We start from the raw sequence: 26,485 nt of genomic DNA, 5'->3' as shown, positions 1-26,485 counted from the left end.
TAGGGTTATTTGAGTCGAGTATAGGCATGTCAAAAAGACGCGCAAGGCCGGGAATTTACTCAGGAATGCTCGGCAAGCGGAGGGCGTGAAGCGGCAAGCAGGCGGAGGCGGTGGCCGATGCCGCCGCGGCGTGAGAAGCGCGCGCCGGGCGGCACCGAGCGAAGAGTCAAGGCGCCGAGATCGGCGCCCCTCGTTACATCAGCTGTGTGTCGCGCGTTTCACGCATGCACAGCACGCCGATCATGCTCACGGCCGCGGCGATCGACACATAGGCGCCAACCCAAGGCAGCCCGCCGCGCGCGGCGAGCATCTGCGCGATATACGGCGCGACGGACGCGCCGAGAATCCCACCGAGGTTGTACGCGACACCCGCGCCGGTATAGCGCACGTTGGTCGGGAACAACTCCGGCAGCAGCGCGCCCATCGGCGCGAAGGTCACGCCCATCAGGAACAGTTCGATGACGAGGAACAGCAGCACCAGCGACGTCTGTCCGCTGCCGAGCAGCGGCGCCATCGTGAAGCCCGACAGGATCGCCGCGATGATGCCGACGATCAGCACCGGCTTACGGCCATAGCGGTCGGCGGCCCAGGCCGACAGCGGCGTGGCGAGCGCCATGAACACCACGGCGATGCACAGCAGGCCGAGGAACGTCGGCCGCGGAATATGCAGCACGGAGACGCCGTACGACAGCGAGAACGTGGTGGCGTTGTAGAACAGCGTGTAGCAGACCACCATCGCGAGCGCGCCGAGCAAAGTCGGCAGCCAGTGTTGCGACAGCAGTGTGGCGATCGGCACCTTCACGCGTTCCTGACGGTCGATCGCCGCCTGGAACGCCGGCGTCTCGGCGATTTTCAAGCGCACGTACAAGCCGAGCGCGACCAGCACGGCGCTCACCAGGAACGGCACGCGCCAGCCCCAGCTACGGAATTGTTCGTCGCTCAAGGACAGCGCCAGCGCGAAGAACAGGCCGTTAGAAGCCAGAAAGCCGATCGATGGCCCGAGTTGCGGGAACATGCCGAACCAGCCGCGTTTGCCGGCCGGCGCGTTCTCGGTGGCGAGCAGCGCCGCGCCGCCCCATTCGCCGCCCAGACCGATGCCCTGGCCGAAGCGCAAGATGCACAACAGGATCGGCGCCAGGCTGCCTATCGAGTCGTAGCCGGGCACGAAACCGATCAGCGTGGTGGACAGGCCCATCACGAGCAGTGACGCCACCAGCGTCGATTTACGGCCGATCCGGTCGCCGAAGTGGCCGAACAGGAACGAGCCGATCGGCCGCGCCACGAAGGCGATGCCGAACGTGACGAAGGCCGACAAGGCCTGCGCCGTCGCCGAGCCATGCGGGAAAAACACCGGTCCGATGACGAGCGCCGCGGCGGTCGCATAGACGTAGAAATCGTAGAACTCGATCGCGGTGCCGATAAAGCTCGCGAAGATGATCCGCGAACTCTTGTTCTGCCCGGCCGCATTGGGCTGGGTCGCGGAAATCGGCGAAGTGGACATGCAGGGTCTCCATGTGTCGTGATGCCGTTGGGCGCCCGGTTCGTGAGCCGGGGGTGCGCGTGTGTGGGCGGCATCTTTGTTCAGGTTCATGCGCCTCGCGTCGGTCGCGGGCCGATGGGCGGCCACGCACGGCGCGAGCGACTGTGCGACAGCTTACAACGGCAACTGGCGGAAGCGCTCCTGCAAGGCGAAAAACCAGGCGGGACGCGTGACGTGTGCGGCGAGCAAGGTAAAGCGGCCGGTGCGGCGCGAGGCCTTGATGATTTGCGATCAGGGCAGCGGCGCACGCATCGTGCCTCAAGCAGGCGGCGCTCGCGGATGGCGCGGCGGCGCTGCAATCGGGCTCTTGCCGCGCCCGCGGGTAAGCGGGCGGCGTGAGCCATGCCGGAAGGATCCGGCGCAGGGAATCGGAAAATTATAACGAGCGCGGCCGCGCCGCAGCAAGGCGGCGCCGGGCTCGCCGCGTGCTTTGCACGAAACGAACCGCGTTCAGTCGATGGTTTGCGCTTGTGGCGAGGCGAACTCGCGAAGCTGGAATTTGCCGTTGTCGTTGAAAAGCCAGTCTTCGAACAGTTCGAGCTGGCCACGGCCGTTCAGCAACTTGCCGGGCGGCTGCGGCAGCGGTGCGGCGCGCCGCAAGGTGGCGAGCGCGGTGCTCTCGGCTTCGTCGTCGCCGTTGGTGCGATACACGGATGACTCCACCACGTGGCCGTTGCGATCGACCGTGAACGACACCACCACCAGCGAGCGCAGCATCGCTTGCGGCGTGCCGCGCAGCACATAAGACGGATTGCGTTCGATGATGCGCCTCGCCACGGCATCGCGGTATTGATCGAGTGTGGCGCTGTTGATGGCGGCCGCGGGCGTCGGTACGGTCGCGCTTGGCGGCGGCGTGATGGTGCAGCCAGCGATGGCGACGCCCAACGCAGCAACGAGCAGCGTGCCGCGCACACGGCGTCCGGTCAGGCAGCGAAGGTGACGCGTGCGGGTGAGCATTGTCGGAGAAAAACTCGAGGCAGGATGTAATTTGATGGTAGTCAAAAACCGCCAGGAATCAATTGGCGTTCGCCCGCTGTATGTGGCCCAACCATCTGTAATAGGCTGAAATATGAGCGAATTGGTGCGCGGCGAAAACGCGCCTACACTCTGATGGCCTCTTTCGAGAGGCATCGGTGGAAGTCTTTCATTTAGCCCGCTTCGCGCGGGCTTTTTCTTTTTTGCAGCGCGGTTCACGCGGGCCCGTGCGGCGCAAAAAACAAAAGGCGAATCCGACTACGAGTTCGCCTTTCTATCCACAAGCTGCGAGCAAGAGGCAAGCAAGCAACGAGCGCGTGATCTCGCCTCAGTGCTCGCCGCTCACAGCGCGACCTGTTACTTCAACGCTTCGCGTGCCGCCTTAACCGCTGCAAGCACTTGCTCCGGCGCCGTGCCGCCCGGATGATTGCGGCTCGCCACCGACCCTTCCAGCGTCAGATACGAGAACACATCTTCGCCGATCAGATGCGCGACGTTCGGCAGTTCCTTGCGCATTTCGTCGAGCGTCAGATCCGCCAGATCGCAGCCGCGATCCGCGCACACGCGCACGGCCAGCGCCACCGCTTCGTGCGCATCGCGGAACGGCAGGCCGCGCTTGACCAGGTAGTCGGCCAGATCGGTAGCCGTGGAGAAGCCTTGCAGCGCGGCGTCGCGCATGGCTTGCGGCTTCACCGAAATACCGGCGACCATTTCAGCGAAAATGCGCAGCGTATCCGCGACCGTATCCACGGTGTCGAACAACGGCTCCTTGTCTTCCTGATTGTCCTTGTTGTACGCGAGCGGCTGGCCTTTCATCAGCGTGAGCAGCGCGATCAGATGGCCGTTCACACGGCCGGTCTTGCCGCGCGCGAGTTCGGGCACGTCCGGGTTCTTCTTCTGCGGCATGATCGATGAGCCGGTGCAGAAGCGGTCCGCCAGATCGATGAAGCCGACGCGCGGGCTCATCCACAGCACGAGCTCTTCGGAGAAGCGCGAGATGTGCGTCATCACGAGTGCCGACGCCGCCGTGAATTCGATCGCGAAGTCACGGTCGGACACCGCGTCGAGCGAGTTCGCGCAGATGCCGTCGAAGCCCAGCGTCTTCGCCACCGCGTGACGGTCGATCGGATAGCTGGTGCCGGCGAGCGCGGCCGCGCCGAGCGGCAGACGGTTCACACGCTTGCGGCAATCGATCATGCGCTCGGCGTCGCGCGAAAACATTTCGACGTAAGCGAGCAGGTGATGGCCGAACGTGACCGGCTGCGCCACTTGCAGGTGCGTGAAGCCCGGCATGATGGTCGAGGCGTTTTTCTCCGCCATGTCGAGCAGGGCCGTGCGCAATTCGGTCAGCAAACCGCCGATCCGGTCGATCTCGCCGCGCAGCCACAAACGGATATCCGTCGCCACCTGGTCGTTACGCGAGCGGCCGGTGTGCAGGCGCTTGCCGGCGTCGCCGATCAAGGCGGTCAGGCGCGCTTCGATATTCAGGTGCACGTCTTCCAGATCGAGTTGCCACTCGAACTCGCCTCGCTCGATTTCACCCTTGATCTGCGCCATGCCGCGTTGGATCGCGGCGAGGTCGTCGGCGGCGATGATCTTCTGCGCGGCCAGCATCGAGGCGTGCGCGAGCGACCCTTCGATATCGACGAGCGCCAGACGCTTGTCGAAGAAAACCGACGACGTGTAGCGTTTGACGAGTTCCGACATCGGCTCCGAGAAGCGAGCCGACCAGGCTTCGCCTTTTTTGTGCAGTTGGGACGTCATGGTGTTGGGCAGTTAAGCGGCAGTTGAGCGAGCGGTGAGGAGGCTGACGACGCGAATGCACGTGCCGTGCAAAGGTGCCGCCGAAGCGAGGAAAGACAGGGATTTTAACACTGGGCGCGGGCCGGAAAGACTCGGCAGGCTTTCAAGTCTCGTACGCGACACAGCCGAAGTTCGCACGGGCAACTTGCGCGAACCCGGGCGGCGCCTCGCCGGCGCGGCCCAGGTTGGGCGATGCGGATGGCGGCTGGGGCGCGCACGTCGAGTGCGTGTGACGCCAAGGCCGTCGCCCCGCCGACGCCTACTCGCGCACCAGCACCACCAGCTTCAGATCCTCGCGATGCGCGGGTTTGAACGTGATCTGGTCGTACACGATGCGGCCGTCGCGCGGATGGTTGAACTCGCGCCGTCCGCCTTCGCGGCCGCCGACGTCCTGCGAGGCCCAGAAGCGCGCGAACGCGTCGCTCGCGGCGGCGAGCGAGTCGATCAGCGCGCGAGTGGGCGCGTCGTTCAGATGGCGGATCGAGTCGGCGCGGAATTCGGCGGCGAGCCGCCGCGCGCGGGTTTCCCAATCGACGATCAGCTCGCGTGCGGCCGGTTCCGTGAAGGTGTAGCGCAGCAGATTCCGGTCGTGTGCGCCGTCCAGCCAGCCGACGAACAGGTCTTTGGCGCGCTCGTTCCAGGCGAGCGCATTCCACTGACGGTCGAGCACATAGGCCGGCGCGCTCACGAGTTGCACGGTTTCCAGCAGGGTGGCGGGCGCGTCGGCGGCGGCCGGATCGGGTTCCGCCGGGTCGCGCTGGGCGGCCAGTTCGAACAGATAAGCCCGTTCGGCGCGCGACAGTTGCAACGCGACCGCGATGCGCGCGAGCGCGTCGGCGGAAGCGGAGACCGGACGTCCCTGTTCGATCCACGTGTACCAGGTCGGGCTCACGCCGCACAGTTGCGCGACTTCTTCACGCCGCAAACCTGGCGTGCGGCGGCGCGGCCCCGGCGGCAGGCCGACCGCTTGCGGCGAGAGCCGCTCGCGGTGAGCGCGGATGAAGTCGCCGAGCGCGCGGGCCGGGGTGGCGTCGAGCGGCGGCGGGTTGTCGGCGGGAGACGGCGTGGTCATTCTGTTCGGCGGCAGGCGGCGGAAGTGGAGGGAGGTAATGGAGATACCAGAATAATTGCTTAACTTGTACTGGTACATCGCGGGATCTATTGTAGCGGCTGGAACGGCACAACGCCTTCCAGCGCTACCCCGAATACATAACCGGAGCCTCCCATGAAGCATCACGATCAGGTCGCCGACGCCTTCGGCTCGACCGCCGCCGCCTATTTGACGAGCCCGACCCATGCCACCGGCGCCGATCTGCGGACGCTGGCCGAATCGATCGCGGCGACGCCGGATGCGACGGTACTCGACATGGGTTGCGGTGCGGGCCACGCGAGTTTCGCCGTCGCGCCGCACGCGAAAGCGGTGGTCGCCTACGACATCGCACCGCAAATGCTGGCGACGGTGGAAGACGCAGCGAAGGAGCGCGGTCTCGCCAACATTCGCACGCAACAGGGCGCGGCCGAAGTGCTGCCGTTCGACGATCATTCGTTCGACTGGGTGATCAGCCGGATGAGCGCGCATCACTGGCACGACGTGCCGCTCGCGCTCGCCGAAGTACGGCGTGTGCTGAAGCCGGGCAGCAAGGTGTTGTTCATCGATATCGCCGGCAGCGATCATCCATTGCTCGACACGCACATTCAGGCGATCGAGTTATTGCGCGACGGCTCGCATATTCGCGATTACCGTGCCGACGAGTGGATTGCGTTATTTGCCACGGCGGGGTTCCGGGCATCGATTCGCGAGCGTTGGCGCATCGACATCGAGTTCAGTTCGTGGGTGGCGCGCATGCGCACGCCGGAACCGCGCGTGGTGGCGATTCGCTCGATGTGGGCGAATTCGCCGGATGAAGTCCGTCAATACTTCGACGTGCAGGAAGACGGCTCATTCAAGCTTGACGCGTCGATGATCGAAGCGCAATGAAAAAAGCCGTGCGCGACGAACTACGTCGCGCACGGCTTGAGTGCTCAAATGCGTGTGATGAATTGCGTTCGCGCTTAGCCCGTATTGCGCAATCCCGCCGCAATCCCGTTGATGCTCAGATGAATCCCGCGCCGCACGCGCGCGTTGGTGTCGCCGCCGCGGTGACGCTTGAGCAACTCCACCTGCAAGTGATTCAGTGGATCGAGATACGGGAAGCGATTCTTGATCGAACGCGCGAGCAGCGGGTTCTCCGCGAGCCGCTCACTCTTGCCCGTAATCTCCGACAACACCTTCGACGTGCGCTCCCATTCCGCGACGATCCGCTCGAACACGTGCTTGCGCAGTTTCTTGTCGGATACGAGTGCGGCGTAGCGCGAAGCGACCGCGAGGTCGGTCTTCGCCAGCACCATGTCCATGTTCGACAGCAGGTTCGAGAAGAACGGCCACGTCTTGTGCATTTTCTTCAGCAGCGCGAGACGGCGCGTGCGTTCGGCGTCGCTCGGCGCGCTGTCCAGATGTGCGGCCACCGCACTGCCGAACCCGTACCAGCCGGTCAGCAGCAAACGGCATTGGCCCCATGAGAAGCCCCACGGAATCGCGCGCAGATCTTCGATCTTGCGCTGCTTCGGGTCCTGCAGTTTGCGCGAAGCCGGCCGGCTGCCGATGTTCAACTCCGCGATCTCCGCGATCGGCGTCGATTCGAAGAAATACTCCTTGAAGCCCGGCGTTTCGTAGACCAGCGCGCGGTAGGACGCCATTGCGGCGTCGGACAACTGCTGCATCGTTTCTTCGAACGCGGGCAGTTGCGCCGGCGCAATGCCGTGCGGCAGCAACGACGCTTCGAGCGTCGCGGCGACCACCGTCTCCAGATTGCGCCGGCCGATCTCCGGATTGCCGAACTTGCTCGCGATCACTTCGCCCTGTTCGGTCAAACGGATCTGGCCGTCGACCGTGCCCGGCGGCTGCGACAGAATCGCCTGATAGGTCGGACCGCCGCCACGGCCCACGGTGCCTCCGCGTCCATGGAACAGACGCAGCGTCACGCCGCGTTCGTTGAAGAGCGACACCAGCGCGAGTTCGGCGCGGTACAGCTCCCAGTTCGACGTGAGGAAGCCGCCGTCCTTGTTGCTGTCCGAATAGCCGAGCATCACTTCCTGCTCGTTGCCCTGATGTTCGATCAGCGCGTCGACGCCCGGCAGCGCGATCAGATCGCGCATGATGTGCGGTGCGTTGCGCAAGTCGGGGATCGTCTCAAACAACGGGATCACCATCAGGCCCGCTTGCGCCGGATCGTTCGCATCGCCCAGACGTCCGTGCAGCAGGCCGGTTTCCTTTTGCAGCAACATCACTTCGACCAGATCGCTCACGGTCTCGGTGTGCGAGATGATGTAGTTGCGCACCGCACGCGCGCCGAATTTTTCGCGCGTGATACGCGCTTCTTCGAGCACGCCGAGTTCGCTCTTCACGAGATCGGAGTACTCCGCGTACGGCAGGCGCAAAGAACGCGGCTGCGCCAGTTCGGCGAGCAGCACCTTGAGTTTTTCTTCTTCCGTGAGCGCCGCGTAGTCGTCTACGACGCCCGCGCGCTTGAGCAGTTCGGCGATCACCGCTTCGTGGATATCGGAGCTCTGGCGCAAGTCGATGCTCGCCAGATGGAAGCCGAACACTTCGGCGGCGCGCGCGAGCGGCGACAGACGCGGTGCGGCGAGCGGCGCGCCATGATGCTCGGCGAGCGAATCGATCAGCACGTGCAGGTCGCGCTCGAATTCGGACGAATCGCCGTACGGCTTGGCGCGTATCGGCGCCGCGCCGCGGCCCGCGCTGCGCACCGGCACACTGCCTTCACCGAGGCGCACGCGCGCGCTTGCCGCGAGCCGCGTGTACATGCCGATCAATGCCCGGCGATACGGCTCGTCGGTGCGATGCGGCGACTGGTCGGGCGAGGCGGCGGCGAGTTCCTTCAGGGCGTCGCTGGCGCCGGCCAGCAGGTTCGACACCGACAACTCGGCGCCGAGCTTGTGCACCTGCTCCATGTAGTGCTCGAAGATCACCGCGGCTTGGCGGGTGATCGCGTTTTCGAGCGTTTCGGCCGTGACGTTCGGATTGCCGTCGCGGTCGCCGCCGATCCAGCTGCCCATCTGGAAGAACGGCGGCAGGCGCGCGTCGATGCCGTGTTCGGTGAGCGCTTCTTCGATATCGGCGTAGAGCGCCGGGATTTCTTCGAGGAAGGTGGCGCGGTAGTACGACAGCGCGTTCTCGATTTCATCGGCCACGGAAAGGCGCGAATCACGCAGCATGCGCGTTTGCCACAGCGACGTGACGCGCGCGCGCAGCATCGCTTCGTTGTGCGCGCGTTCGCGGTCGGTCAACTGCTGGTCGCGTTCGGCGAGCAGACGCGCGACGTCGTGTTGCGCGTCGAGAATGCTCTTGCGCTGCACCTCGGTCGGGTGCGCGGTCAGCACCGGCACGATCAACGCGTTGTTGAAGAACTGCTGCAGCACCGGCGTGGCGGCCGCGTTGGCTTCGACGAGCCGCTCGAGCGCGTGGGCGATCGTGCCCGGTTGCGAGGTCGAGCCGGCCAGCGCGTGAATCCGGTGGCGGCGATTGCGGTGGCGGTCTTCAGCAATGTTCGCGAGATGCGAAAAGTAGCTGAACGCGCGCACCACGCTGACCGTTTGCTCCGGGCTCAGCGAGCGCAGTTTCTTGTCGAGCGTTTGCGCGGCGGCGCTGTCGTCTTCGCGGCGAAAGCGCACGGCGGTCTGACGGATCGTTTCGACGACGTCGAACACCGCGTCGCCTTCCTGCTCGCGCAGCACGTCGCCGAGCAGGCGTCCGAGATAGCGGATGTCCTGGAATAGCGGATGGTCCTTGTCCTCGCGCGTGCGGCCGTTGTTCTTCGGCGCGGACGCGGAAGAAGGCGCGGCGCTGGACGATTCATCTGGCACAGCCTGCAGCGCGGGCGCTTGCGGCGCGTCGGCGACGACCTTGATCTTCGTGGCGCCGCCCTTGGCGGCCTTTTGCGCCTTGGCGGCGGATGCGGCTTGCGTCGTCTTATCCGTTTTGACTGCCTTCACGGTCTTGTCCGTCTTGACGGGCGTGGAGGTTTTGGCGGCCTTGCCGGCTTTGGCAGCGTGAGCAGCCTGAGCGGGTTTGCCGGCGCGTTTGGCCGATGTCGGCCCGGCAGCGGCGGCGGCAGAGGCGGCGGGCTTGGCGGCGTCGGCCGCGCGAGCGTTGGGCGATGCAGTGTTGCGGCGGGCAGGGCGCGCCGATCCGGAAGACGTCACGATGGGTTTCCTCAGGGAAGCCAGGGTCTGTTGAGTGATGAACTGCTACTGCGGAACTGCACTATGAACTGCAACGTGAACTGCAAAGGGAACCGCGCGAAACGGTATGCGCCGATGGCGATACGCCTGAGAGGAGACTGTGCGCCTGAACGGTGCCGCGCATCCGCACGACACTTGTTCGAGGCACCTGCGGCACCTGAGCCACGTCAGGCCGCATTGCATCATCCCGCATGCGGCGGCCCGGTGCGCGAACGACCGTGCGTGAACAGGCTGGGATGGGGCAGGCGCGCGCAGCGCGAAGCCCGTCTCCTCCATCGATACCGCTTCAGCACGGCGCTCCGCCGCGTCTTGAGACACAAGGGCGCGTGCTAACATTGTTTGTTATTACATCCCGTCATTCGATCAGCAAGCTAATGAACACCGAGACGTTTTCCACGCCACCCCACACGCTTGTGATTGCGTCGCGAGAAAGCCGCCTGGCCATGTGGCAAGCGGAGCATGTGCGATGTGCGCTGCACAAATTATATCCATCTTGTGACGTAAAAATCCTCGGAATGACAACACGTGGAGATCAAATTCTCGATCGCACTTTGTCGAAGGTTGGTGGTAAGGGCCTCTTCGTGAAGGAACTTGAAGCCGCGCTCGCCGACGGCCGCGCCGACCTCGCCGTGCACTCGCTCAAAGACGTGCCGATGGAATTGCCCGAAGGCTTTGCGCTGTCCACCATCATGGAGCGCGAAGATCCGCGCGACGCGCTGGTCTCCAACGACTACGACTCGCTCGCCGCACTGCCGGCCGGCGCCGTGGTCGGCACCTCCAGCCTGCGCCGCGAGGCCATGCTGCGCATGCGTTATCCGCACCTCGAAGTGCGGCCGTTGCGCGGCAACCTTGATACGCGTCTGTCGAAACTCGATCGCGGCGATTACGCGGCGATCATTCTGGCCGCAGCCGGTCTGAAGCGGCTGGGTCTGGGCGAGCGCATCCGCGCGCTGCTCGATCCCGAAGACAGCCTGCCCGCGGCGGGCCAGGGCGCGCTCGGCATCGAGATTCGCGCCGACCGCGCAGAGCTCGCTGCATGGCTCGCACCGTTGCATCACGACCACACGGCAGCCGCCGTCGAAGCGGAGCGCATGGTTTCGCGCGCGCTCGGCGGCAGCTGCGAAGTGCCGCTCGCCGCGTATGCCATGTGGTGCGACGGCGCGCTGCATCTGCGCGGCATCGTCGCCACGCCCGACGGGCAGCGTGTGCTGAGCGCACAGGCGTCGGCGCCCGCGCCCAGCGTCGAACGCGCCGTCGCGCTCGGCCAGGAAGTGGCGAGCGCGCTCGAACAGCAAGGCGCGATGGACATCGTTCGCGCGCTCAGCACCGCCAGCGGTCCCGCCGCTGCGAAGCAGGGCACGGCGCAAGACGGCGCGCCGGACAGCGCGGCGACCGGCGAGTGATGGCGGCCGATATCCCCGGCAACACATCCCCATCCGTCGACAAGGCGGCGTTCACGGTCGTGATTACGCGACCGGCCGGTCAGTCGAACGAACTGATCGCGCGACTCACCGCGGCCGGCATCGCCACGCTCGACTTTCCGCTGATCGACATCGCGCCCGTCACCGACGAGGCGCCGTTGCGCGCCGCGTTGGCCTCGCTCGAACGCTATGCGCTCGTCGTGTTCGTGTCGCCGAATGCCGTCGATCACGCGTTTGCCCGCAGCGATGCGATCTGGCCGCATGCGCTGCCGATCGGCGTCGTCGGGCCGGGCAGCGTGCAGGCGCTGGCGCGCCACGGCGTGGCCGCACCTGCCTACAAGGTGATCAGTCCTCCGTCCGGCGCGGATGAAGACACCGCGCGCTTCGATTCCGAAGGTCTCTTTGCGGCGATCGACAGCGCGCTCGACGCGACCAGCCTCGAAGGCAAGCGCGTGCTGATCGTACGCGGTGACGGCGGCCGCGAGTGGCTCGCCGACCGGCTGCGCGAAGCCGGCGCCGAAGTCGACACCGTCGCGGCGTACCGGCGCCTCGTGCCGGAGCCGTCGATCGGCGGCTGGGCGCGCGTGCACGAGTTGCTCGCGGGCGTGCCGCACGTCTGGCTGCTCACCAGTTCCGAAGGCGTGCGCAATCTGCACGAGCTGGCGCAAGACCACCTCACCGCCGACGAAATCGCGCAGCTCAAACGCGCCGCGCTCGTCACGCCGCATCCCCGTATCGCGCAGACCGCGCGGGCATTGGGTTTTGATAGCATTACGGTGTCCGGCGCGGGCGATGAGCGCATTGCCCGCGCGCTGATTGCCGCCGTCCCGACCGTAGTTCAACCGGTACCGTCCAACCCGGCTCATTCACCGGCTAAATCACGCATGACTGAAACGAACGCATCCACGAACGCTTCACCCCAGCCGGCCGCGACCACTGCGTTGCCGCCGAATCAACCCTTCACGCCCTACGAAGCGCAAAAGCGCCATAGCGCGAGCGGACCGCTGCTGTGGTTTGTCGTCGTGATCATTGCTTGTGCCGCGGGCGTGGGCGGCTATGCGCTCAATCGCAAGGTGGAGCGCACCGAGCAGCAGATCGTGCAGCGCCAGCAAGCCAACGACACGCAGACCAACGAGCTGCGCATCAAGACGGAACAGGCGCTCGCCACCGTGCATCAGTCGGACTCGCAGGTCGCGCAACTCGAAGGCAAGCTCGCCGATGCGCAGGCCGGGCAGCAGGCGCTGCAGCAGCAATACGCGGATCTTGCGCGCAATCGCGACGACTGGACCCTTGCCGAAGTCGGCCAGATGCTCTCCGCCGCCAGCCAGCAGTTGCAGCTCACCGGCAACACGCAGCTCGCGCTGTTCGCGCTGCAAAGCGCCGACACGCGTCTCGCCGCCTCGGACAGCCCGCAGGCGGTCACCGTGCGCAAGGCGATCGCGCAAGACATCGACAAGCTGAAGGCCGCGCCTTCCACCGATCTCACGGGCATGGCCATCAAGCTCGACAACGCGATCGACCAGGTCGACAGCCTGCCGCTCTCGGGCGAAGCACCGATCGCCCATGCCACGCCGCAAGCCGCGACGTGGGCCGACACGGCGAAGGTGGCCGCGGCCACCGGCGAGCCGCGCTGGAAGGTGTGGTGGCGTGAAGTGACCACCGGCATCGGCCAGCAGTTGACGAGCCTCGTGCAGGTACGTCGCATCGACAACGCCGACGCGATGCTGGTCACGCCCGACGAGGGCTACTTCGTGCGCGAGAATCTCAAGCTGCGATTGCTGTCGGCGCGTCTCGCCTTGCTCTCGCGCAACGAGACCACGCTGAAGTCCGACCTGCAGGCGGCGGAGAATGCGCTCACGCGTTACTTCGACAACTCGTCGAAGAAGACGCAAACCGTGACCGATCTCGTCAAGCAGGTGGAGGCGGGCTCGGCCGCGGTTGAACTGCCGAATCTGAACACGAGCCTGCAGGCCGTCAATCAATACCGGAGCCGAGGTTAATCATGGCGATCCGGGGACTTCTATGGCTTGCGTTGCTGTTCGCCATCGCGGTGGTGCTGGCGGTGGTCGGACGCTTCGACATGGGGCAGGTGCTGCTGATCTATCCGCCGTACCGCGTCGACATGTCGTTGAATCTGTTCGTGGTCGGGCTGGTGGTGTTGTTCATTCTGATGTATGCGCTGCTGCGCATCTTCCGCAATATCTGGCGCATGCCGCAACGTGTGGCCGCTTATCGCGCGCGCTCGCGTGTCGCGAAAGCGCATGCCGCGCTGCGTGACGCGATCGGCAATCTGTACGCCGGGCGTTTTTCGCGTGCCGAGAAAGCCGCTAAAGACGCGCTCGCGAATGGCGACAACAAGGGCGCGGCCGGCTTGATCGCGGCCACCGCGGCGCATCGCATGCATGAATATGCGCGGCGCGACGAGTGGCTCGCGCAGATCAACGAGGCCGACTGGCAGGACGCACGCCTGATGGCCACCGCCGACATGCGCGCCGATGGCCGTGACGCGGACGGCGCGCTGACGGCGCTGACCGAAATGCAGTCACAGGGCGCGCGGCGCATTCACGCGCAGCAGATCATGTTGCGCGCGCAACAGCAATTGAAGAACTGGAGTGAAGTGCTCAAGCTCGTCAAGATGCTGGAAAAACGCGAAGCGATTCATCCGGCTGTGGCGGTGCGCTTGCGCCAACTCGCGGCGGAAAACCTGCTGCGTGACCGGCGTCACAATGCCGATGCGTTGCTGGAGTTGTGGAATTCGCTGTCGCCCACCGAGCGTCATTCGCCGCGTCTCGCGGATCTCGCTGCGGAGTTGCTGGTGTCGCTGAACCGTCCGCAGGAAGCGCGCAAGATCGTCGAGGAAGCGCTGGCGCAAAACTGGGACGCGCGCTTGCTGCGCCGCTATCCGGACACGACCGCGGGCGACGCGTTGCCGCTAATCCAGAAGGCCGAAGCGTGGCAGAAGGATCGTCCGGAAGATGCGGACTTGATGTTTGCGCTGGGGCGTTTGTGTCTGCATCAGCAGTTGTGGGGCAAGGCGCAGTCGTTCCTTGAGCGCGCGCTGAAGCTCGCGGACAACGAGACGCTGAGGATTCGCTCGCATCGTGCGTTGGCGCGTTTGCACGAGCAGCTCGGCGATGCGGACAAAGCTAGCCAGCACTATCGGGAGAGTGCGTTGGCGATGAATATCGTTTGAGGGTTTTTGAGCGGCGCGTGTGTGGTTCTTGAAGCGCTGCTTTGAGACTTTGAAATTGCTGGTTGATGAGTTGATGGCCGCAGCGGATGCTGCGGCCATTTTTTATTCGTGCTTTCTGCTGTGCCTGTTCTGTGGTGCTTGATTTGGTCGCCTAGTGCGGTGCAGTGGACGGTTGTTGCACGGTAGTGGAGGACAACCTGATCATCGCGCTTTTCGTGCATCGGTGATCTGCATCCATCTCCGCTTCGCATGTGGATATTCGTTCTCGACGGGGGAAATGGAATTCGAGGCCTCTGAGGGAGAGCGCCAACCTGCCCGGCCGGGCGATGCGCTGCTTCTTGAAGATACGATCGGACGAGGACATCGAAGCCGCGTCGTCGGCGACACCGCGGCAAAACTTGCAGTCGTTGAACTTGAACCGGCTGATGACAAGCGACGGTTTCTACGCGCCCCGGACTGATGGGACCGTTTGCCTTGTATGGAACTCAGCCGTTCGACGCGATGTGCCGACTGTCTCTTGCTGGCCGACTACCGCCCCACGCCCTCGGCAGCAGTCCGCCAACATTTGTCGAAACCACCATATTCAGCGATGAAGTGGTCGCTCCTTCGCACACCAACGCAAAGCCTCAGCAGTAGATCACTGCCAAGGCCCGCGCCTCCCTCTCACTTATTAACCATCTTCGCCGGCACGCTGATCGCCAGCAGACCGCCAAGCACCAGGAACGCCGCCAGCATATACATGCCGGAGTCGTTCGCGGCCGTCACCTGTTTGAGCCAGCCCACCGCATACGGGCTGAGAAAACCCGCCAGATTGCCGATCGAATTGATCATGGCGATGCCGGCAGCGGCGCCCGTGCCCGCCAGAATCGCTGTCGGCAAACTCCAGAACAGCGGCAGCGTGGTCAGAATGCCCATCGTCGCGAGCGTGAGCGAGGCCATCGCCAGCACGGTGTTGTGCGCCCACACGACCGACAGCACGAGCCCGATCGCGCCCGCGAACGCCGGCAACGCAATATGCCAGCGCCGCTCGCGCTTGCGGTCCGCACTGCGCGACACGAACACCATCGCCACCACGGCCGCCGCGAATGGCACCGCCGAGAGCAACCCGATCATGAACGCATCCGTCACGCCGGTCGCCTTGATGATGGTCGGCAGCCAGAAGCTCACGCCATACAGACCCATCACGAACGAGAAATACGTGAGGCTCAGCATCAGCACGCGGCCGCTCGTGAGCACCTGGCGAATCGGCATGTCGTGCTTGGTGGCTTCTTCGGCGGAGACGTGGCGTTCGAGCAATTGCTGCTCTTCCTTGGTGAGCCACTTCGCCTTCGAGATACGATCGTCCAGCATGACGAACACCATGATGCCGACGATCACCGAAGGAATCCCTTCGAGCAGAAACAGCCACTGCCAGCCATGCCAGCCGTTCACGCCGTTGAAGCTCTTCAGGATATAACCCGACACCGGACCGCCGATCACGCCTGACAGCGCGATCGCCGTCATGAACCAGGTGGTCATGCGGCCGCGCCGGTGCGACGGATACCAGTAGGTGAGGTACAGAATGATGCCGGGGAAAAATCCCGCTTCTGCGAGACCGAGCAGGAAGCGCATCACGTAGAACATGGTCGGCGTAGTGACGAACATGGTCAGCATGGAGATCACGCCCCACGACACCATGATCCGCGCGATCCACACGCGTGCGCCGACTTTGTGCAAGATCACATTGCTCGGAATTTCGAAGATGAAATAGCCGAGAAAGAAAATCCCCGCGCCGAAACCGTAGACCGCGTCGCTCAGACCGAGATCGCTGGTCATTTGCAGCTTGGCGAAACCGACGTTGACGCGATCGAGATACGCGACCACGTAACAGAGCATCAACAGCGGCGCGAGCCGCCAGGTGACCTTGCGGTAGGTCGCCTCTTCGAAGGTGGAAGGCGGCGCACCCGCGCCGGGATGGTGGAGCGGATTTGCGGGACTAGCCATGGTGTCTCCTCTTTTCTTGTGGAATTGAAGTACCGCTGTCGATCGATTCTATCCGCGCTCAGTGGTTTGCACGACGAATCGATACCGGGGGAAAACACTGACTGCGGCGAGGGCCGCAGCACGCGAAACCCTCGCAGACCGGATTGCGGCGCGGCGCTACACGCAGCGCCCGCCGTCTACTTCAAGACACACGCCGGTGATGAACTCCGCCTCGTCCGAAGCCAGATAGAGCGCGGCGTTGGCGATGTCCTGCGGCGTCGAGAAACGCCCGAGCGGAATGCCGGCGAGAAAGCGCTGACGATTCTCCGGCGTATCCTCAACGCCCATGAATTCGGACAGCAGCGCCGTCTCGCCGATCACCGGATTCACGCAGTTCACCCGAATGCGGTCCGGACCCAGTTCGACCGCCAGCGACTTGCTCGCGATAATCACCGCGCCTTTGCTGCCGTTGTACCAGACAAGCCCAGGGCGCGGCCGCACACCCGCCGTGGACGCAATATTGATGAAGCAGCCGCCGCCCTGCTCGCGGAAATACGGTACGAATTCCTGCACGCTCCAGTAAATGCTTTTCACGTTCACCGCGTAGACGCGGTCGAATTCGGCTTCCGTCACTTCCAGCACGGGCTTGTTGCGATGCGTGGTGCCGGCGTTGTTGACGACGATCTGCACGCTGCCGAAGTCTTCGAGCGCGGCTTCGCGCAGTTTTTGCCAGTCGTCGCGCTGGGCGACGTTGCCTGCCACCGCGATGGCCTTGCCGCCGGCCAGCGCGATTTCACTCGCCACGCGCTCGGCGGCCGGGCCGTTCAGATCGTTGACCACGACGTTCGCGCCTTCGCGCGCGTAGGTCTTCGCAATGCCTTCGCCGAAACCCGAGCCGCCACCCGTGACGATGGCTGTTTTACCTGTCAACCGCATGATGTCTCCGCTGTTTGTTGTGGATGGTGATACGTATGCTCGACTAACCGTGCCGGATCGCGATGGTTTTCAGCACCGTGAAGCCATACAGCGCCTCGAAGCCCTTTTCGCGGCCGTGGCCCGAATGCTTGACGCCGCCGAACGGCAATTCGACGCCGCCGCCCGCGCCATAGTTGTTGATGAACACTTGACCAGAGCGCAGGCGGCGCGCGAGCCGCATCTGCCGGCCGCCGTCGCGCGTCCAGATGCCGGCGACGAGGCCGAACGGCGTGCCGTTGGCCAGCGCCAGCGCTTCGTCTTCGTCGCTGAAGGACATGGCGGCGAGGACGGGTCCGAACACTTCGTCACGGGCGAGGCGGTGGCTGGCGGGCACATCGCGCAGCAGCGTCGGCGCCTGATAGAAGCCGCTTTCCGGCGCTTCGGGAATCACCTCGCCGTGCGCCGCCATGGCGATGCCGTCGTGTTGCACGTCGGAGAGGAAATCCCACACGCGCCGCTGCTGTTTCGCGCTGATCAGCGGCCCGCAGTCGAGATCGGCCTGCGAGGGGCCCACGCGCAATGCTTGAAACGCGCCGCTCAGCCGGTCTAGCAAGGGTTCGTATATAGCGCGGTCGATCAGCACGCGGCTGCCCGCCGAGCAGGTTTGTCCCGCGTTCTGCACGATCGCCGACACCAGCACGGGCAGCGCCGCGTCGAGGTCCGCGTCGGCGAAAACGATTTGCGGCGACTTGCCGCCCAGTTCCAGCGTGACCGGCACGTGATTCTCGGCGGCCATCTGCGTGACGAGCTTGCCGGTTTCCGGCGACCCGGTGAACGAAATGTGATCGATGCCGGCGTGCCGTGCGAGCGCCGCGCCCGCTTCATGCCCGTAGCCGGTGACGATATTCAGCGCGCCGGCAGGCAGACCCGCCTCGGCGGCCAGTTCGGCGACGCGCAACACGGACAGACACGCATCTTCGGCCGGTTTGACAACGCATGCGTTGCCGGTGGCGAGCGCCGCCCCCACGCTGCGGCCGAAAATCTGCATGGGGTAATTCCACGGCACGATATGGCCGGTTACGCCGTGCGGCTCGCGGATCGTGAGCACCGTGTAGCCGGTCTGGTAAGGCAGCGTTTCGCCGTGCAGTTTGTCCGCCGCGCCGGCGTAGAACTCGAAATAGCGGACGAGGGCGGCCGAATCGGCGCGCGCCTGCTTGAGCGGCTTGCCGGTGTCGCGGGCTTCGAGGAGGGCGAGTTCTTCCTGGCGCGCGGCGACCAGCATGGACAGCCGGTACAGCACGCGGCCGCGTTCGGCGGCGCTCGCCTGGCCCCACGCGCCTTCGAAGGCGCGGCGCGCGGCGTGTACGGCGGCGTCGATATCCGCCGCGGTGCCGCGTGCCAGCTGGGTGAAGGGCTGACCGTCCGAGGGATCGAGCACGGCGATCGTCTCGCCGCCTGAGGCGGCGGACCACTCGCCGCCGATGAAGTGTCGGGCTTCTTCCATGCATGCTCCTTGAGGTGTCACGCGGCCGCGTTGCGGTTACGTGGTGTTCACAAACGAGAGGCACAATCGAGAGACGCCAGATGATTATCGCGCCGATCCAACGCGGGGTGCCATCGGCCGATTGGCTATAATGGCGTATTCCGCACTGTCCGGCCGCAGCGCCGGCGCTCGAGGCGAGTTTCACGATGCATGCCGTTCGAGTGGCCGCACCGCGCGCCGTGTTCCGAATTCCATCCTGATCAGAGAGCGCTCATGAGCTTCAATCACGTCCCCGCAGGCAAAGACCTTCCGCAAGATTTCAACGTCATCATCGAAATCCCGGCGCAAAGCGATCCGGTGAAGTACGAAGCGGATAAGGAAACGGGCCTGCTCCACGTCGACCGTTTCATCAGCACGGGCATGCGCTATCCGGCGAATTACGGCTACATTCCGCAAACGCTGTCGGGCGACGGCGATCCGGTCGACGTGCTGGTCATCACGCCGTTCCCGCTGCTGGCTGGCTCGGTGGTGCGTGCCCGCGCACTCGGCATGCTGCAAATGACCGACGAATCCGGCGTCGACGCGAAGCTGGTCGCCGTCGCGCACGACAAGGTCTGCCCGATGACCGCCGACCTGAAGTCGATCGACGACGTCCCGGCGTACCTGAAAGACCAGATCAAGCACTTCTTCGAGCAATACAAGGCGCTCGAGAAGGGCAAGTGGGTGAAGGTCGACGGCTGGGCGGGCATCGACGCCGCGCACAAGGAAATCACCGAAGGCGCGGCGAACTACAAGAAGTAAGCTGCGTCACGTTTGATGGACAGAAAAACCGCGCGAGCCTGCGAAGGCCGCGCGGTTTTTTCATGGCTTGTCGAAACACGAGGGCGTCGCGTGCCGCCTGGTCCCGAGTGTGGACACATGGACGCAGTGCATCGAGAGGATGAACCGAAGCCATTTTTATATCTAGGTGTAAACCCTTGTGAATGGCCGCCTGCCTGCCGCTGGCTAGCACGATGCCAAAGCGGTTGAAACCCAACGTGTAACAAATACGGCCCCGGTTTCGCATGGCATTATTTTTTTGACTGGTCGTTGGCGGCGTAGGCGTCCTTGTCGACATCATCGGGTCGCTGATTACCGCTCTGATAGGTGCTGCCATCCGGCGGCTCCATCAGTGGAGGTCGTGCCGCTCACTCTGATGCGACAGTTGATTGACCTCGGCGACGGCGCATTGACCACTTCGGAGAGAGCTGTTCGAGTTCCTGTCGCATCACTACGAGCATGTCTTCGTAGCCGTTGAGATGAGCTCAACCCCGGTGCTGGCTGCGATGGAAGGCGAGCCGCCAGGCAACCGTGACCGCGACGCAGCCATCATGTAACTACCAGGAAGCGTTCTGCGTATTCGCGCGGGCTTATCTCGAAGCGCCGCACGAAGGCCTTCCTTAACACGTCGACGCTGCGGTAACCGAATCGACGTGCAAGAGTCTCCATCGACCGTTCGCCCAGTTCGAGCGCACGGCAGATTGCTTCGAGCCGAACGTCCTCGACGTACTTTGCGGGCGTCGTTCTCAACTCTCGCTCGAACGTGCGTATCAATGTCCTGACACTTGTGGCCATCTGGTCAGCCAGCATCTCTACCGTCAGGTCCGAATCAAGGTGCTCGCTTATCCAGAGGCACAGCTTGGCCAGCTTTGAGTCAGCAACGTGCTGCGAACGAAGGGAGGCACTGAACTGAGCCTGTCCACCCGGGCGACGCAAAAAGAGAACCAGATTTTTTGCAATTTCCAGCGCAACGCTGTTTCCCAGGTCTTCGCCGACGAGAGCAAGAGCTAAGTCTATCCCTGAAGAAATTCCCGCGGACGTGTACACGTTGTCGTCCTTCACCCATATCGGCGCGGGGTCGACCTGCACCAGGGGGTAGCGCTCGGCAAGGCGAGGGGCCATGGCCCAATGCGTTGTTGCGCGTCGGCCATCTAAAAGCCCCGCGTCAGCGAGGGCGAAGGCGCCAACACATATCGAGCACACCCGCCGTATCGTCGCAGCCCGGGTTGAAATCCAGGCTATGGCAGCGGGGTGTAGCTGCTCGATGGGTTGAAACCCCGTGGCGACCATCAAGGTGTCGATGGGCTTGTTTTCTCTGCGTTCCTGTTCGAGCGTGCGGTGTCCCCGAAGACCAATTCCCGATTCGCTGTCCATGAACACATCAGCTCCCGCGCTGACTAGCTGAAGGTCGTACGGCGCGGGCTGGCCAGCTTGCAGCTCGTTCGCGAATGCGAAGACCTCTGCCGGGCCAATAACGTCGAGAGCGTCAACTGGCGGCAAACCCAGAATGACGACCCGTTTCGTTGACATTCCCGCGCGAAGGTCTTTCGGCTTTGTCCGATTCCTCATGAATGCCTCCTACTTGAGCCGCCGACCAACACGCAATTGTGGCATAAATCATCCAAAAACAGTCATTTACGCCGGATGAGTCGCCGATATTCTGAACCGTCAACTTCACACTTTGGAGGGCGCTCATGATTCTGCCTGTCACTATCGGACAGTTCACTGCTCCGGATTCCGTCTTCACCCGTCAAGCCGCCTTGATCGTCGAGCGTGCCCATTCGCAATCGATGCTGGGGCACGTGCACCGTACGTGGTGGTTCGCCGAGGTCCTTGGCAAGGTCCGAGGACTGAAATACGACCGAGAGGTGGTGTATCTCGCATCACTGCTCCACGACCTGGGGCTTACGGCTGAGTTCGCAGCGGACCAGCGCTTCGAAGTCGATGGCGCCAACGCTGCCAGTCGGATTCTTCTCGCTAACGACTATCCGGAATCGAAAGCGCAACTCGTCTGGGACGGCATCGCGCTGCACTCCAGCGCAGGCATCGCGGAGCGCAGGGAAGCAGAAGTCGCCCTCGTGCATATGGGTGCCCATGTCGATGTGTTTGGGCTCTGGTTCGATGAGATCGCACCCTCGTTTATTGACGACGTGCTTCAACTCTACCCACGAGATGGATTCAAGGTCGCATTTCAGACCGCTTTGGCGGAGGTCGTACGAAAAAAGCCGCATACCGCGACGGGCACCGGACTGGTCGACATTGGCTACCGCCACGTGCACGGCTTCAAGTCCCCAGACGTCTGCGACCTCATCGACCACGCTCCCTTCGAGAGCTGAAGGGTCGTCCGAGGAAGCTCGGCTTGAACTCGTTTGGTCTTCGGGCTGGATGCTCGATGAGAGATAGGGACTCGGTCCATAACCGACTCAATGCGCCCGTCGCGAGCGCGCTCAATTGTTCAAAAGGAAAGTCACCATGAAACAACTCAAATTGCTGGTTACTGCCGCCACTGGTAAAACCGGCGTCCACACGGTTCGTCATCTGCTCGAGGCTGGACATCTCGTTCGCGCTCTGGTGCGCCAAGAGGATGAGCGCAGCGAAGCGCTGAGACAAGCCGGAGCGGAAATCGTCGTAGGAGACCTGCTCGAGCATGACGACGCCATTCGCGCCACTGCCGGGATGGATGGCGCATACCTCTGCTACCCCGTGCGTCCGGGCTTCATTCAAGCTACCGCCTATTTCGCAGACGCCGCACGCCGCGCCGGGCTTGGAGTCGTTGTGAACATGTCGCAAATATCCGCGCGCGAAGACGCAAAAAGCCACGCCGCACGCGACCACTGGATTGCCGAACGCATTCTGGACTGGTCCGGCGTTGCGGCTGTCCACATCCGACCGACCTTCTTTTCGGAGTGGCTGACGTTCCCTTGGGTGCTCGACACGATAGTGCAAGAAGGGAAGATTGCTCTTCCGTACGGAACAGGCCGGCACGCTCCAATTTCGGCAGAGGACCAGGCGCGCTTCATCGCTGCAGTTCTCTCCAATCCTCACGACCATATTGGCAAGAGCTACGAGCTCTGCGGCCCCGTGGAAGTGAGCCAGCAAGAGATTGCCGAGAAATTGAGCAGCATCGTCGGACGACAAATCACCTACAGTCCGACCACCCTCGAAGCGTATCGCGAGCACCTTGAAAAATACGACCTTCCCGAATTCACGATTCAGCACTTCATAGAAGTCGCAGTTGACTACCAGAACAGCGTCTTCGTTGGCGAGGACAGCGTCATCGGACAAGTCACCGGGAAAGCCCCCGAGACCGTTGAAGACTTTGTCCGGGCCAATCGTGAACTGTTCGTGTAGCGCGTGCCTTTGTGTAGTTCGCGACCAATGGTCGGTCGAAAGAACTCGTCAACCCGTTATCGAAAAGGTATGAGCCCCTCGCCGAAACAAACGCCGCCATTCTTCAAGAGGTTACGAGCTGGACCTGACTTCGCGACCGGCCAACCAGAGAAGAGCGGGAATCCAGGTCCTTGCCTTCAAGGTCCGCCCGCTTGCTACGAGCGAAGACATCGAGCAGTAGTGGAGAGCCGCCATATTCCGCACAGAAGTCTCGCGCGCGCTGTTGAATCGAGCGATAGCTTAGCTGGACTTCGGCCTCGCTTTGCAGCAAGTTGTACTCCGGAAGTGTCGTGTGCAGGTCGCGGAGCACGGCCAACGTCGGCGCGTTCAGCACCACGTGTCCGTTGGCAAATATTGCCTCGAGTACGTGCGGCCGCTTATTGCATTTGACGCGCAACGCCTTGATGAAACTGTTGGCCAGCCGCGAAGCTTGCAAAAACGGCAGGGGTGGGAATTCGATTTGATGGGTCTTGCCGCGCGTTCCAAACACGCGCTTCTTTGACCAATGGGCGCGAATATCTCGCACCATTTCAGCCTGCCAAACGTCGAACGCGGCACGGTCGCTCAGATTCGCGGCGTCAAAGTATCCCGGCGCGAGTTGCTTCGCGAACTGCCGGTCGGCCCATTCGTTGAACACTGCCAGTGGGCCATACGGCTCGCCGGTGTACCCCGTCGCGACTCCCCGGGCGCTCTTGGTGTCAACCCCGGCGTGTGTCACTTCCTTCGCGTGACGGAACCATTTTTCGGCCTCGCCAAGGTACTGCTGGTATTCCGCTGCAAGTGCGGCGTTGTCTGCATGCATAGGCTTCTCGTGTCTTAGTGAGGGGGCACGCGTCTGCCCACGCCAGTGATTCGAAAAGGTGCTAACGAACGCAGCGGCGAGAGTTGACGCGTCACGACGCAGTGCCATGCGGACGCACGCAATCGCTGCGGCCATATGGCGCTAATTGAGGTGCACAGAGAGAGTCACCACGGCGCGCAAGGTCTGCCTGCTGGCAAAACGGCGGCTTGGAAAAAACGGGCGCGGAGGTCCTGTCGCTCAGGCAGCGAAACTGTTAGGAAATCGACGACATCGATTGTCCACGGCATCTGTCCTCTGTTTGATATTCCTAGAGATTCTAGGCGGCCTTGAAACTCGGCAACAAGTAAAAAAGTGATAAACGACACCTTGTAAATCGCGGGTGGAGGCCGGCCGCCGACGATGTTAACCCGCTTCGGGGTGCCGTGTTGCGCCACGTCGACTTGAACATCCGTTCGGCAACTCGGGCGAACGGTCATCGGCCTTGGGGCGAACGGCTTGAAACAAGGTGTAAATTCACGGAGTAGCAGCAGAGTCAAAATTCATGAGACGGATGCACCCATGGAATCTGAAGATAAAGATGAGCTCTTGGAGACCCGATTGATTCGGGTCCGTGGCCAGGTGCAGGGCGTGGGTTATCGGGAGGCCTGTGTACGACGGTCGAGACAACTGGGCGTCACCGGCTGGGTCCGCAACCGTATGGACGGCTCGGTGGAGGTGATGCTGCAGGGTTCGCCGGAGCAGTTGGCGGTCATGTGCGCCTGGCTCGGTGAGGGCATGTCGGCAGCGCTCGTCGATGAGCTCGAGGTAACCGAAATTCCGCCACCGTTTGCCCGCTTTGACAACTTCGAGCGGCTGCCCACGTTGTAGGTGCAAGGTCGCCAGGGCCGCACGCGCCGCGTGAGCCTTTCTAAAGCCTCGGCTGTAAGATTCGCGGCATCGCCTGCCCGCCAAAGTTTTTGAGTGGAAAGTAGGCGCGGTGTGTCTCGACGTCTATCGTCACGACGTGCGTCCCGAGGCGGGATTTGAGGCGGTGATGACGCGGGCTGAGCGAGGACGAACTGCTGAACGAAATGAGCCAAATGCTTGACTCGCTGCTCGCGCATTTCGCTGCGGTGGAAAAGAGCGCAGCCACGCGACGGAGGTGAACGGACTTCTGAACGATTCCGTAGTAGTTTTCTCCGTTCAGTATCCGTTGCCAATCGCTATGGGAAACCCGGCGTCGTAGCCGCACCGCTTGCGCGATTTGGACCACCGGTCTGGGGTAACGCCGCCGAGGTATCGGCACACCGCTGAACATTCAATCGCAAGCTGAAGCATTCGGAGTTTCAAGTGCAACAAAGTCAACCGGTGCCGGACAACGAAATGAGCAATCAGCGCATTCAGGCGGTCGAGTCGGTCACCATTGGCCAGGCGCTTTGGTACTGGCTCAAGCTAGGCTTTATCAGCTTCGGAGGTCCGGCCGGGCAGATTGCCATCATGCACCAGGACCTGGTCGAACGAAAACGCTGGATTTCCGAGAAGCGATTCCTGCATGCATTGAACTATTGCATGGTACTTCCCGGACCAGAGGCGCAGCAACTCGCCACCTACATCGGTTGGCTGATGCATCGCACGTGGGGTGGCGTGATTGCAGGAGGCCTCTTCGTCCTGCCGTCGCTTTTCATCCTGATAGGACTATCCTGGGTCTACATGGCTTTCGGCAGTGTTCCGGCTGTGGCAGGCGTGCTTTACGGCATCAAGCCGGCGGTCACGGCGATTGTCGTCTTCGCCGCGTACAGGATCGGCTCTCGCGCACTGAAGAATGCGTGGCTGTGGTCGATTGCGGCGGCCGCGTTCGTCGCTATCTTCGTTGCCAATGTCCCGTTTCCTCTCATCGTCCTGGTCGCCGGGATCGTCGGTCACTTTGGAGGCAAGTACGCTCCGTCCAGATTCGTTGTTGGTGGAGGGCACAAGGGCGGTGACAAGGCGTTCGGTCCCGCACTCCTTGACGACGACACACCCACTCCCCGTCACGCGCTCTTCACATGGAAGCGATTCACTGTCGTGCTTGCTGCCTTCATGCTTATATGGCTCGCGGCCATCGCGGTACTTTCGCTTGTGTACGGCTGGACGGGAACACTCACGCAAATGGCCTGGTTCTTCACGAAAGCCGCCCTGCTAACTTTCGGGGGCGCGTATGCGGTGTTGCCGTACGTCTACCAGGGTGCCGTCGATAACTACCACTGGTTGACCGGACTGCAGATGATAGATGGCCTGGCGCTCGGCGAGACCACGCCTGGACCGCTCATCATGGTGGTTTCCTTCGTTGGTTTCGTTGGCGGCTGGACCAAGGCAGTGTTCGGACCGGACGCAATAATGGCCTCTGCTGTCGTCGCGTCCATCGTCGTAACGTTCTTTACGTTCCTGCCGTCTTTCCTGTTCATTCTGCTCGGCGGTCCCTTCATCGAAACGACCCACGGTAATCTGAAATTTACTGCGCCGTTGACAGCCATCACTTCCGCTGTGGTTGGCGTCATCGTGAACCTTGCCGTGTTCTTCGCCCTTCACGTGTTGTGGCCGCATGGCATGCATGGTGGATTCGAATGGCCCTCGCTGCTTATAGGTGTGGCTGCCGGTATCGCGCTGTTCCGGTTCAAGGTCGGGGTAATACCGGTCGTGCTGACATGCGGTGTAATCGGCCTCGCGCTGAGACTGTTCGTTTTTTGAGGCGCTTTTTACCAGCACCAGTCGCCGATGCTGCTTACGCTGCCGCACGCCAATAGAAGATCAAATAGCCTTTTACTGCAGGCTGCGACCACGAGCAGTGCCCTTGGCGAGACGCCTGCGGCACCCGGCTGCCACGAACGAAACAATACCCCTACCCCCTATGGTAGACTGCAAA

20 protein-coding genes are annotated in these 26,485 nt (G+C 63.1%); 10 read left to right on the top strand and 10 right to left on the bottom strand.

The features are described from left to right. Positions 1–193 precede the first annotated feature (193 nt). From P0D96_RS28765 to P0D96_RS28750, 4 genes are all read right to left on the bottom strand, one after another. A complete protein-coding gene (locus P0D96_RS28765) occupies positions 194–1,501 on the bottom strand; it encodes an MFS transporter (RefSeq protein ID WP_132375618.1) in 1,308 nt (435 codons plus the stop codon). Positions 1,502–1,990: 489 nt separating this feature from the next. After that, positions 1,991–2,497 carry an energy transducer TonB family protein gene (locus P0D96_RS28760; protein ID WP_408316820.1) on the bottom strand — a complete coding sequence of 169 codons (507 nt, stop codon included), beginning with the start codon at positions 2,495–2,497 and terminating at the stop codon, positions 1,991–1,993. Positions 2,498–2,872: 375 nt separating this feature from the next. Next, positions 2,873–4,279 (bottom strand): argininosuccinate lyase, encoded by a 1,407-nt coding sequence (gene argH / locus P0D96_RS28755; RefSeq protein ID WP_408180662.1) that lies wholly within the window; start codon positions 4,277–4,279, stop codon positions 2,873–2,875. A gap of 298 nt (positions 4,280–4,577) precedes the next feature. Further along, positions 4,578–5,390 (bottom strand): helix-turn-helix transcriptional regulator, encoded by an 813-nt coding sequence (locus tag P0D96_RS28750; protein WP_408316818.1) that lies wholly within the window; start codon positions 5,388–5,390, stop codon positions 4,578–4,580. A 153-nt stretch (positions 5,391–5,543) separates the two neighbouring features. On the opposite strand from P0D96_RS28750, the gene P0D96_RS28745 reads away from it, so the two are divergent. Further along, a complete protein-coding gene (locus tag P0D96_RS28745) occupies positions 5,544–6,296 on the top strand; it encodes a class I SAM-dependent methyltransferase (RefSeq protein WP_408316816.1) in 753 nt (250 codons plus the stop codon). Between the two features lie 74 nt (positions 6,297–6,370). Here the strand turns inward: P0D96_RS28745 and ppc are convergent, their stop codons facing one another. Beyond that, positions 6,371–9,580 (bottom strand): phosphoenolpyruvate carboxylase, encoded by a 3,210-nt coding sequence (gene ppc, locus P0D96_RS28740; RefSeq protein WP_132375608.1) that lies wholly within the window; start codon positions 9,578–9,580, stop codon positions 6,371–6,373. A 413-nt stretch (positions 9,581–9,993) separates the two neighbouring features. On the opposite strand from ppc, the gene hemC reads away from it, so the two are divergent. From hemC to P0D96_RS28720, 4 genes are all read left to right on the top strand, one after another. After that, positions 9,994–11,022, top strand: coding sequence for a hydroxymethylbilane synthase (gene hemC / locus P0D96_RS28735; RefSeq protein ID WP_408316814.1), 1,029 nt, complete (start codon positions 9,994–9,996; stop codon positions 11,020–11,022). Next, positions 11,022–13,040 carry a fused uroporphyrinogen-III synthase HemD/membrane protein HemX gene (hemDX, locus tag P0D96_RS28730; protein ID WP_408316812.1) on the top strand — a complete coding sequence of 673 codons (2,019 nt, stop codon included), beginning with the start codon at positions 11,022–11,024 and terminating at the stop codon, positions 13,038–13,040. Before hemC ends, hemDX begins: the two co-directional genes overlap by 1 nt. A 2-nt stretch (positions 13,041–13,042) precedes the next feature. Next, positions 13,043–14,233: a heme biosynthesis protein HemY gene (locus P0D96_RS28725; RefSeq protein WP_408316810.1), complete on the top strand. Its 1,191-nt coding sequence runs from the start codon at positions 13,043–13,045 to the stop codon at positions 14,231–14,233. Between the two features lie 277 nt (positions 14,234–14,510). Further along, positions 14,511–14,693, top strand: a complete 183-nt coding sequence (locus P0D96_RS28720; RefSeq protein WP_408316808.1) for a cupin domain-containing protein — start codon at positions 14,511–14,513, stop codon at positions 14,691–14,693. A 203-nt stretch (positions 14,694–14,896) separates the two neighbouring features. Here the strand turns inward: P0D96_RS28720 and P0D96_RS28715 are convergent, their stop codons facing one another. The 3 genes from P0D96_RS28715 to P0D96_RS28705 form a co-directional block, all read right to left on the bottom strand. Beyond that, positions 14,897–16,216 (bottom strand): MFS transporter, encoded by a 1,320-nt coding sequence (locus P0D96_RS28715; protein ID WP_408183259.1) that lies wholly within the window; start codon positions 16,214–16,216, stop codon positions 14,897–14,899. 156 nt (positions 16,217–16,372) lie between these two features. Then, positions 16,373–17,131 carry an SDR family oxidoreductase gene (locus P0D96_RS28710; protein WP_132375598.1) on the bottom strand — a complete coding sequence of 253 codons (759 nt, stop codon included), beginning with the start codon at positions 17,129–17,131 and terminating at the stop codon, positions 16,373–16,375. Positions 17,132–17,174: 43 nt separating this feature from the next. Beyond that, positions 17,175–18,614 (bottom strand): aldehyde dehydrogenase family protein, encoded by a 1,440-nt coding sequence (locus P0D96_RS28705; protein WP_408316806.1) that lies wholly within the window; start codon positions 18,612–18,614, stop codon positions 17,175–17,177. A 252-nt stretch (positions 18,615–18,866) separates the two neighbouring features. On the opposite strand from P0D96_RS28705, the gene ppa reads away from it, so the two are divergent. Then, positions 18,867–19,394 carry an inorganic diphosphatase gene (ppa, locus tag P0D96_RS28700; RefSeq protein WP_132375596.1) on the top strand — a complete coding sequence of 176 codons (528 nt, stop codon included), beginning with the start codon at positions 18,867–18,869 and terminating at the stop codon, positions 19,392–19,394. Between the two features lie 567 nt (positions 19,395–19,961). Here ppa and P0D96_RS28695 read toward each other — a convergent pair. Continuing rightward, on the bottom strand, positions 19,962–20,981 hold the full coding sequence (locus P0D96_RS28695; RefSeq protein ID WP_408316804.1) for a GlxA family transcriptional regulator: 1,020 nt from the start codon (positions 20,979–20,981) through the stop codon (positions 19,962–19,964). 125 nt (positions 20,982–21,106) lie between these two features. Between P0D96_RS28695 and P0D96_RS28690 the strand changes: the two genes are divergently transcribed. Both P0D96_RS28690 and P0D96_RS28685 read left to right on the top strand, forming a co-directional pair. Continuing rightward, entirely contained in the window at positions 21,107–21,748 is a 642-nt protein-coding gene (locus tag P0D96_RS28690) for an HD domain-containing protein (protein ID WP_408316802.1), read from the top strand. A gap of 136 nt (positions 21,749–21,884) precedes the next feature. Further along, positions 21,885–22,763 (top strand): NmrA family NAD(P)-binding protein, encoded by an 879-nt coding sequence (locus P0D96_RS28685; protein WP_408316800.1) that lies wholly within the window; start codon positions 21,885–21,887, stop codon positions 22,761–22,763. Between the two features lie 103 nt (positions 22,764–22,866). Here the strand turns inward: P0D96_RS28685 and P0D96_RS28680 are convergent, their stop codons facing one another. Continuing rightward, complete coding sequence (locus tag P0D96_RS28680) at positions 22,867–23,604, bottom strand: hypothetical protein (RefSeq protein WP_408316798.1); 738 nt, start codon at positions 23,602–23,604, stop codon at positions 22,867–22,869. Positions 23,605–24,162: 558 nt separating this feature from the next. Between P0D96_RS28680 and P0D96_RS28675 the strand changes: the two genes are divergently transcribed. Then, entirely contained in the window at positions 24,163–24,471 is a 309-nt protein-coding gene (locus P0D96_RS28675; protein WP_408316796.1) for an acylphosphatase, read from the top strand. Between the two features lie 495 nt (positions 24,472–24,966). Further along, positions 24,967–26,310: a chromate efflux transporter gene (gene chrA, locus P0D96_RS28670; RefSeq protein WP_408316794.1), complete on the top strand. Its 1,344-nt coding sequence runs from the start codon at positions 24,967–24,969 to the stop codon at positions 26,308–26,310. Positions 26,311–26,485 lie beyond the last annotated feature (175 nt).

The sequence above is a fragment of the Paraburkholderia sp. RL17-347-BIC-D genome, from assembly GCF_046027915.1.
In the GTDB taxonomy this organism is placed as follows: domain Bacteria; phylum Pseudomonadota; class Gammaproteobacteria; order Burkholderiales; family Burkholderiaceae; genus Paraburkholderia.
The sequence above is the reverse complement of the archived record's forward strand: the minus strand, read 5'-3'. Positions and strand labels throughout refer to the sequence as shown.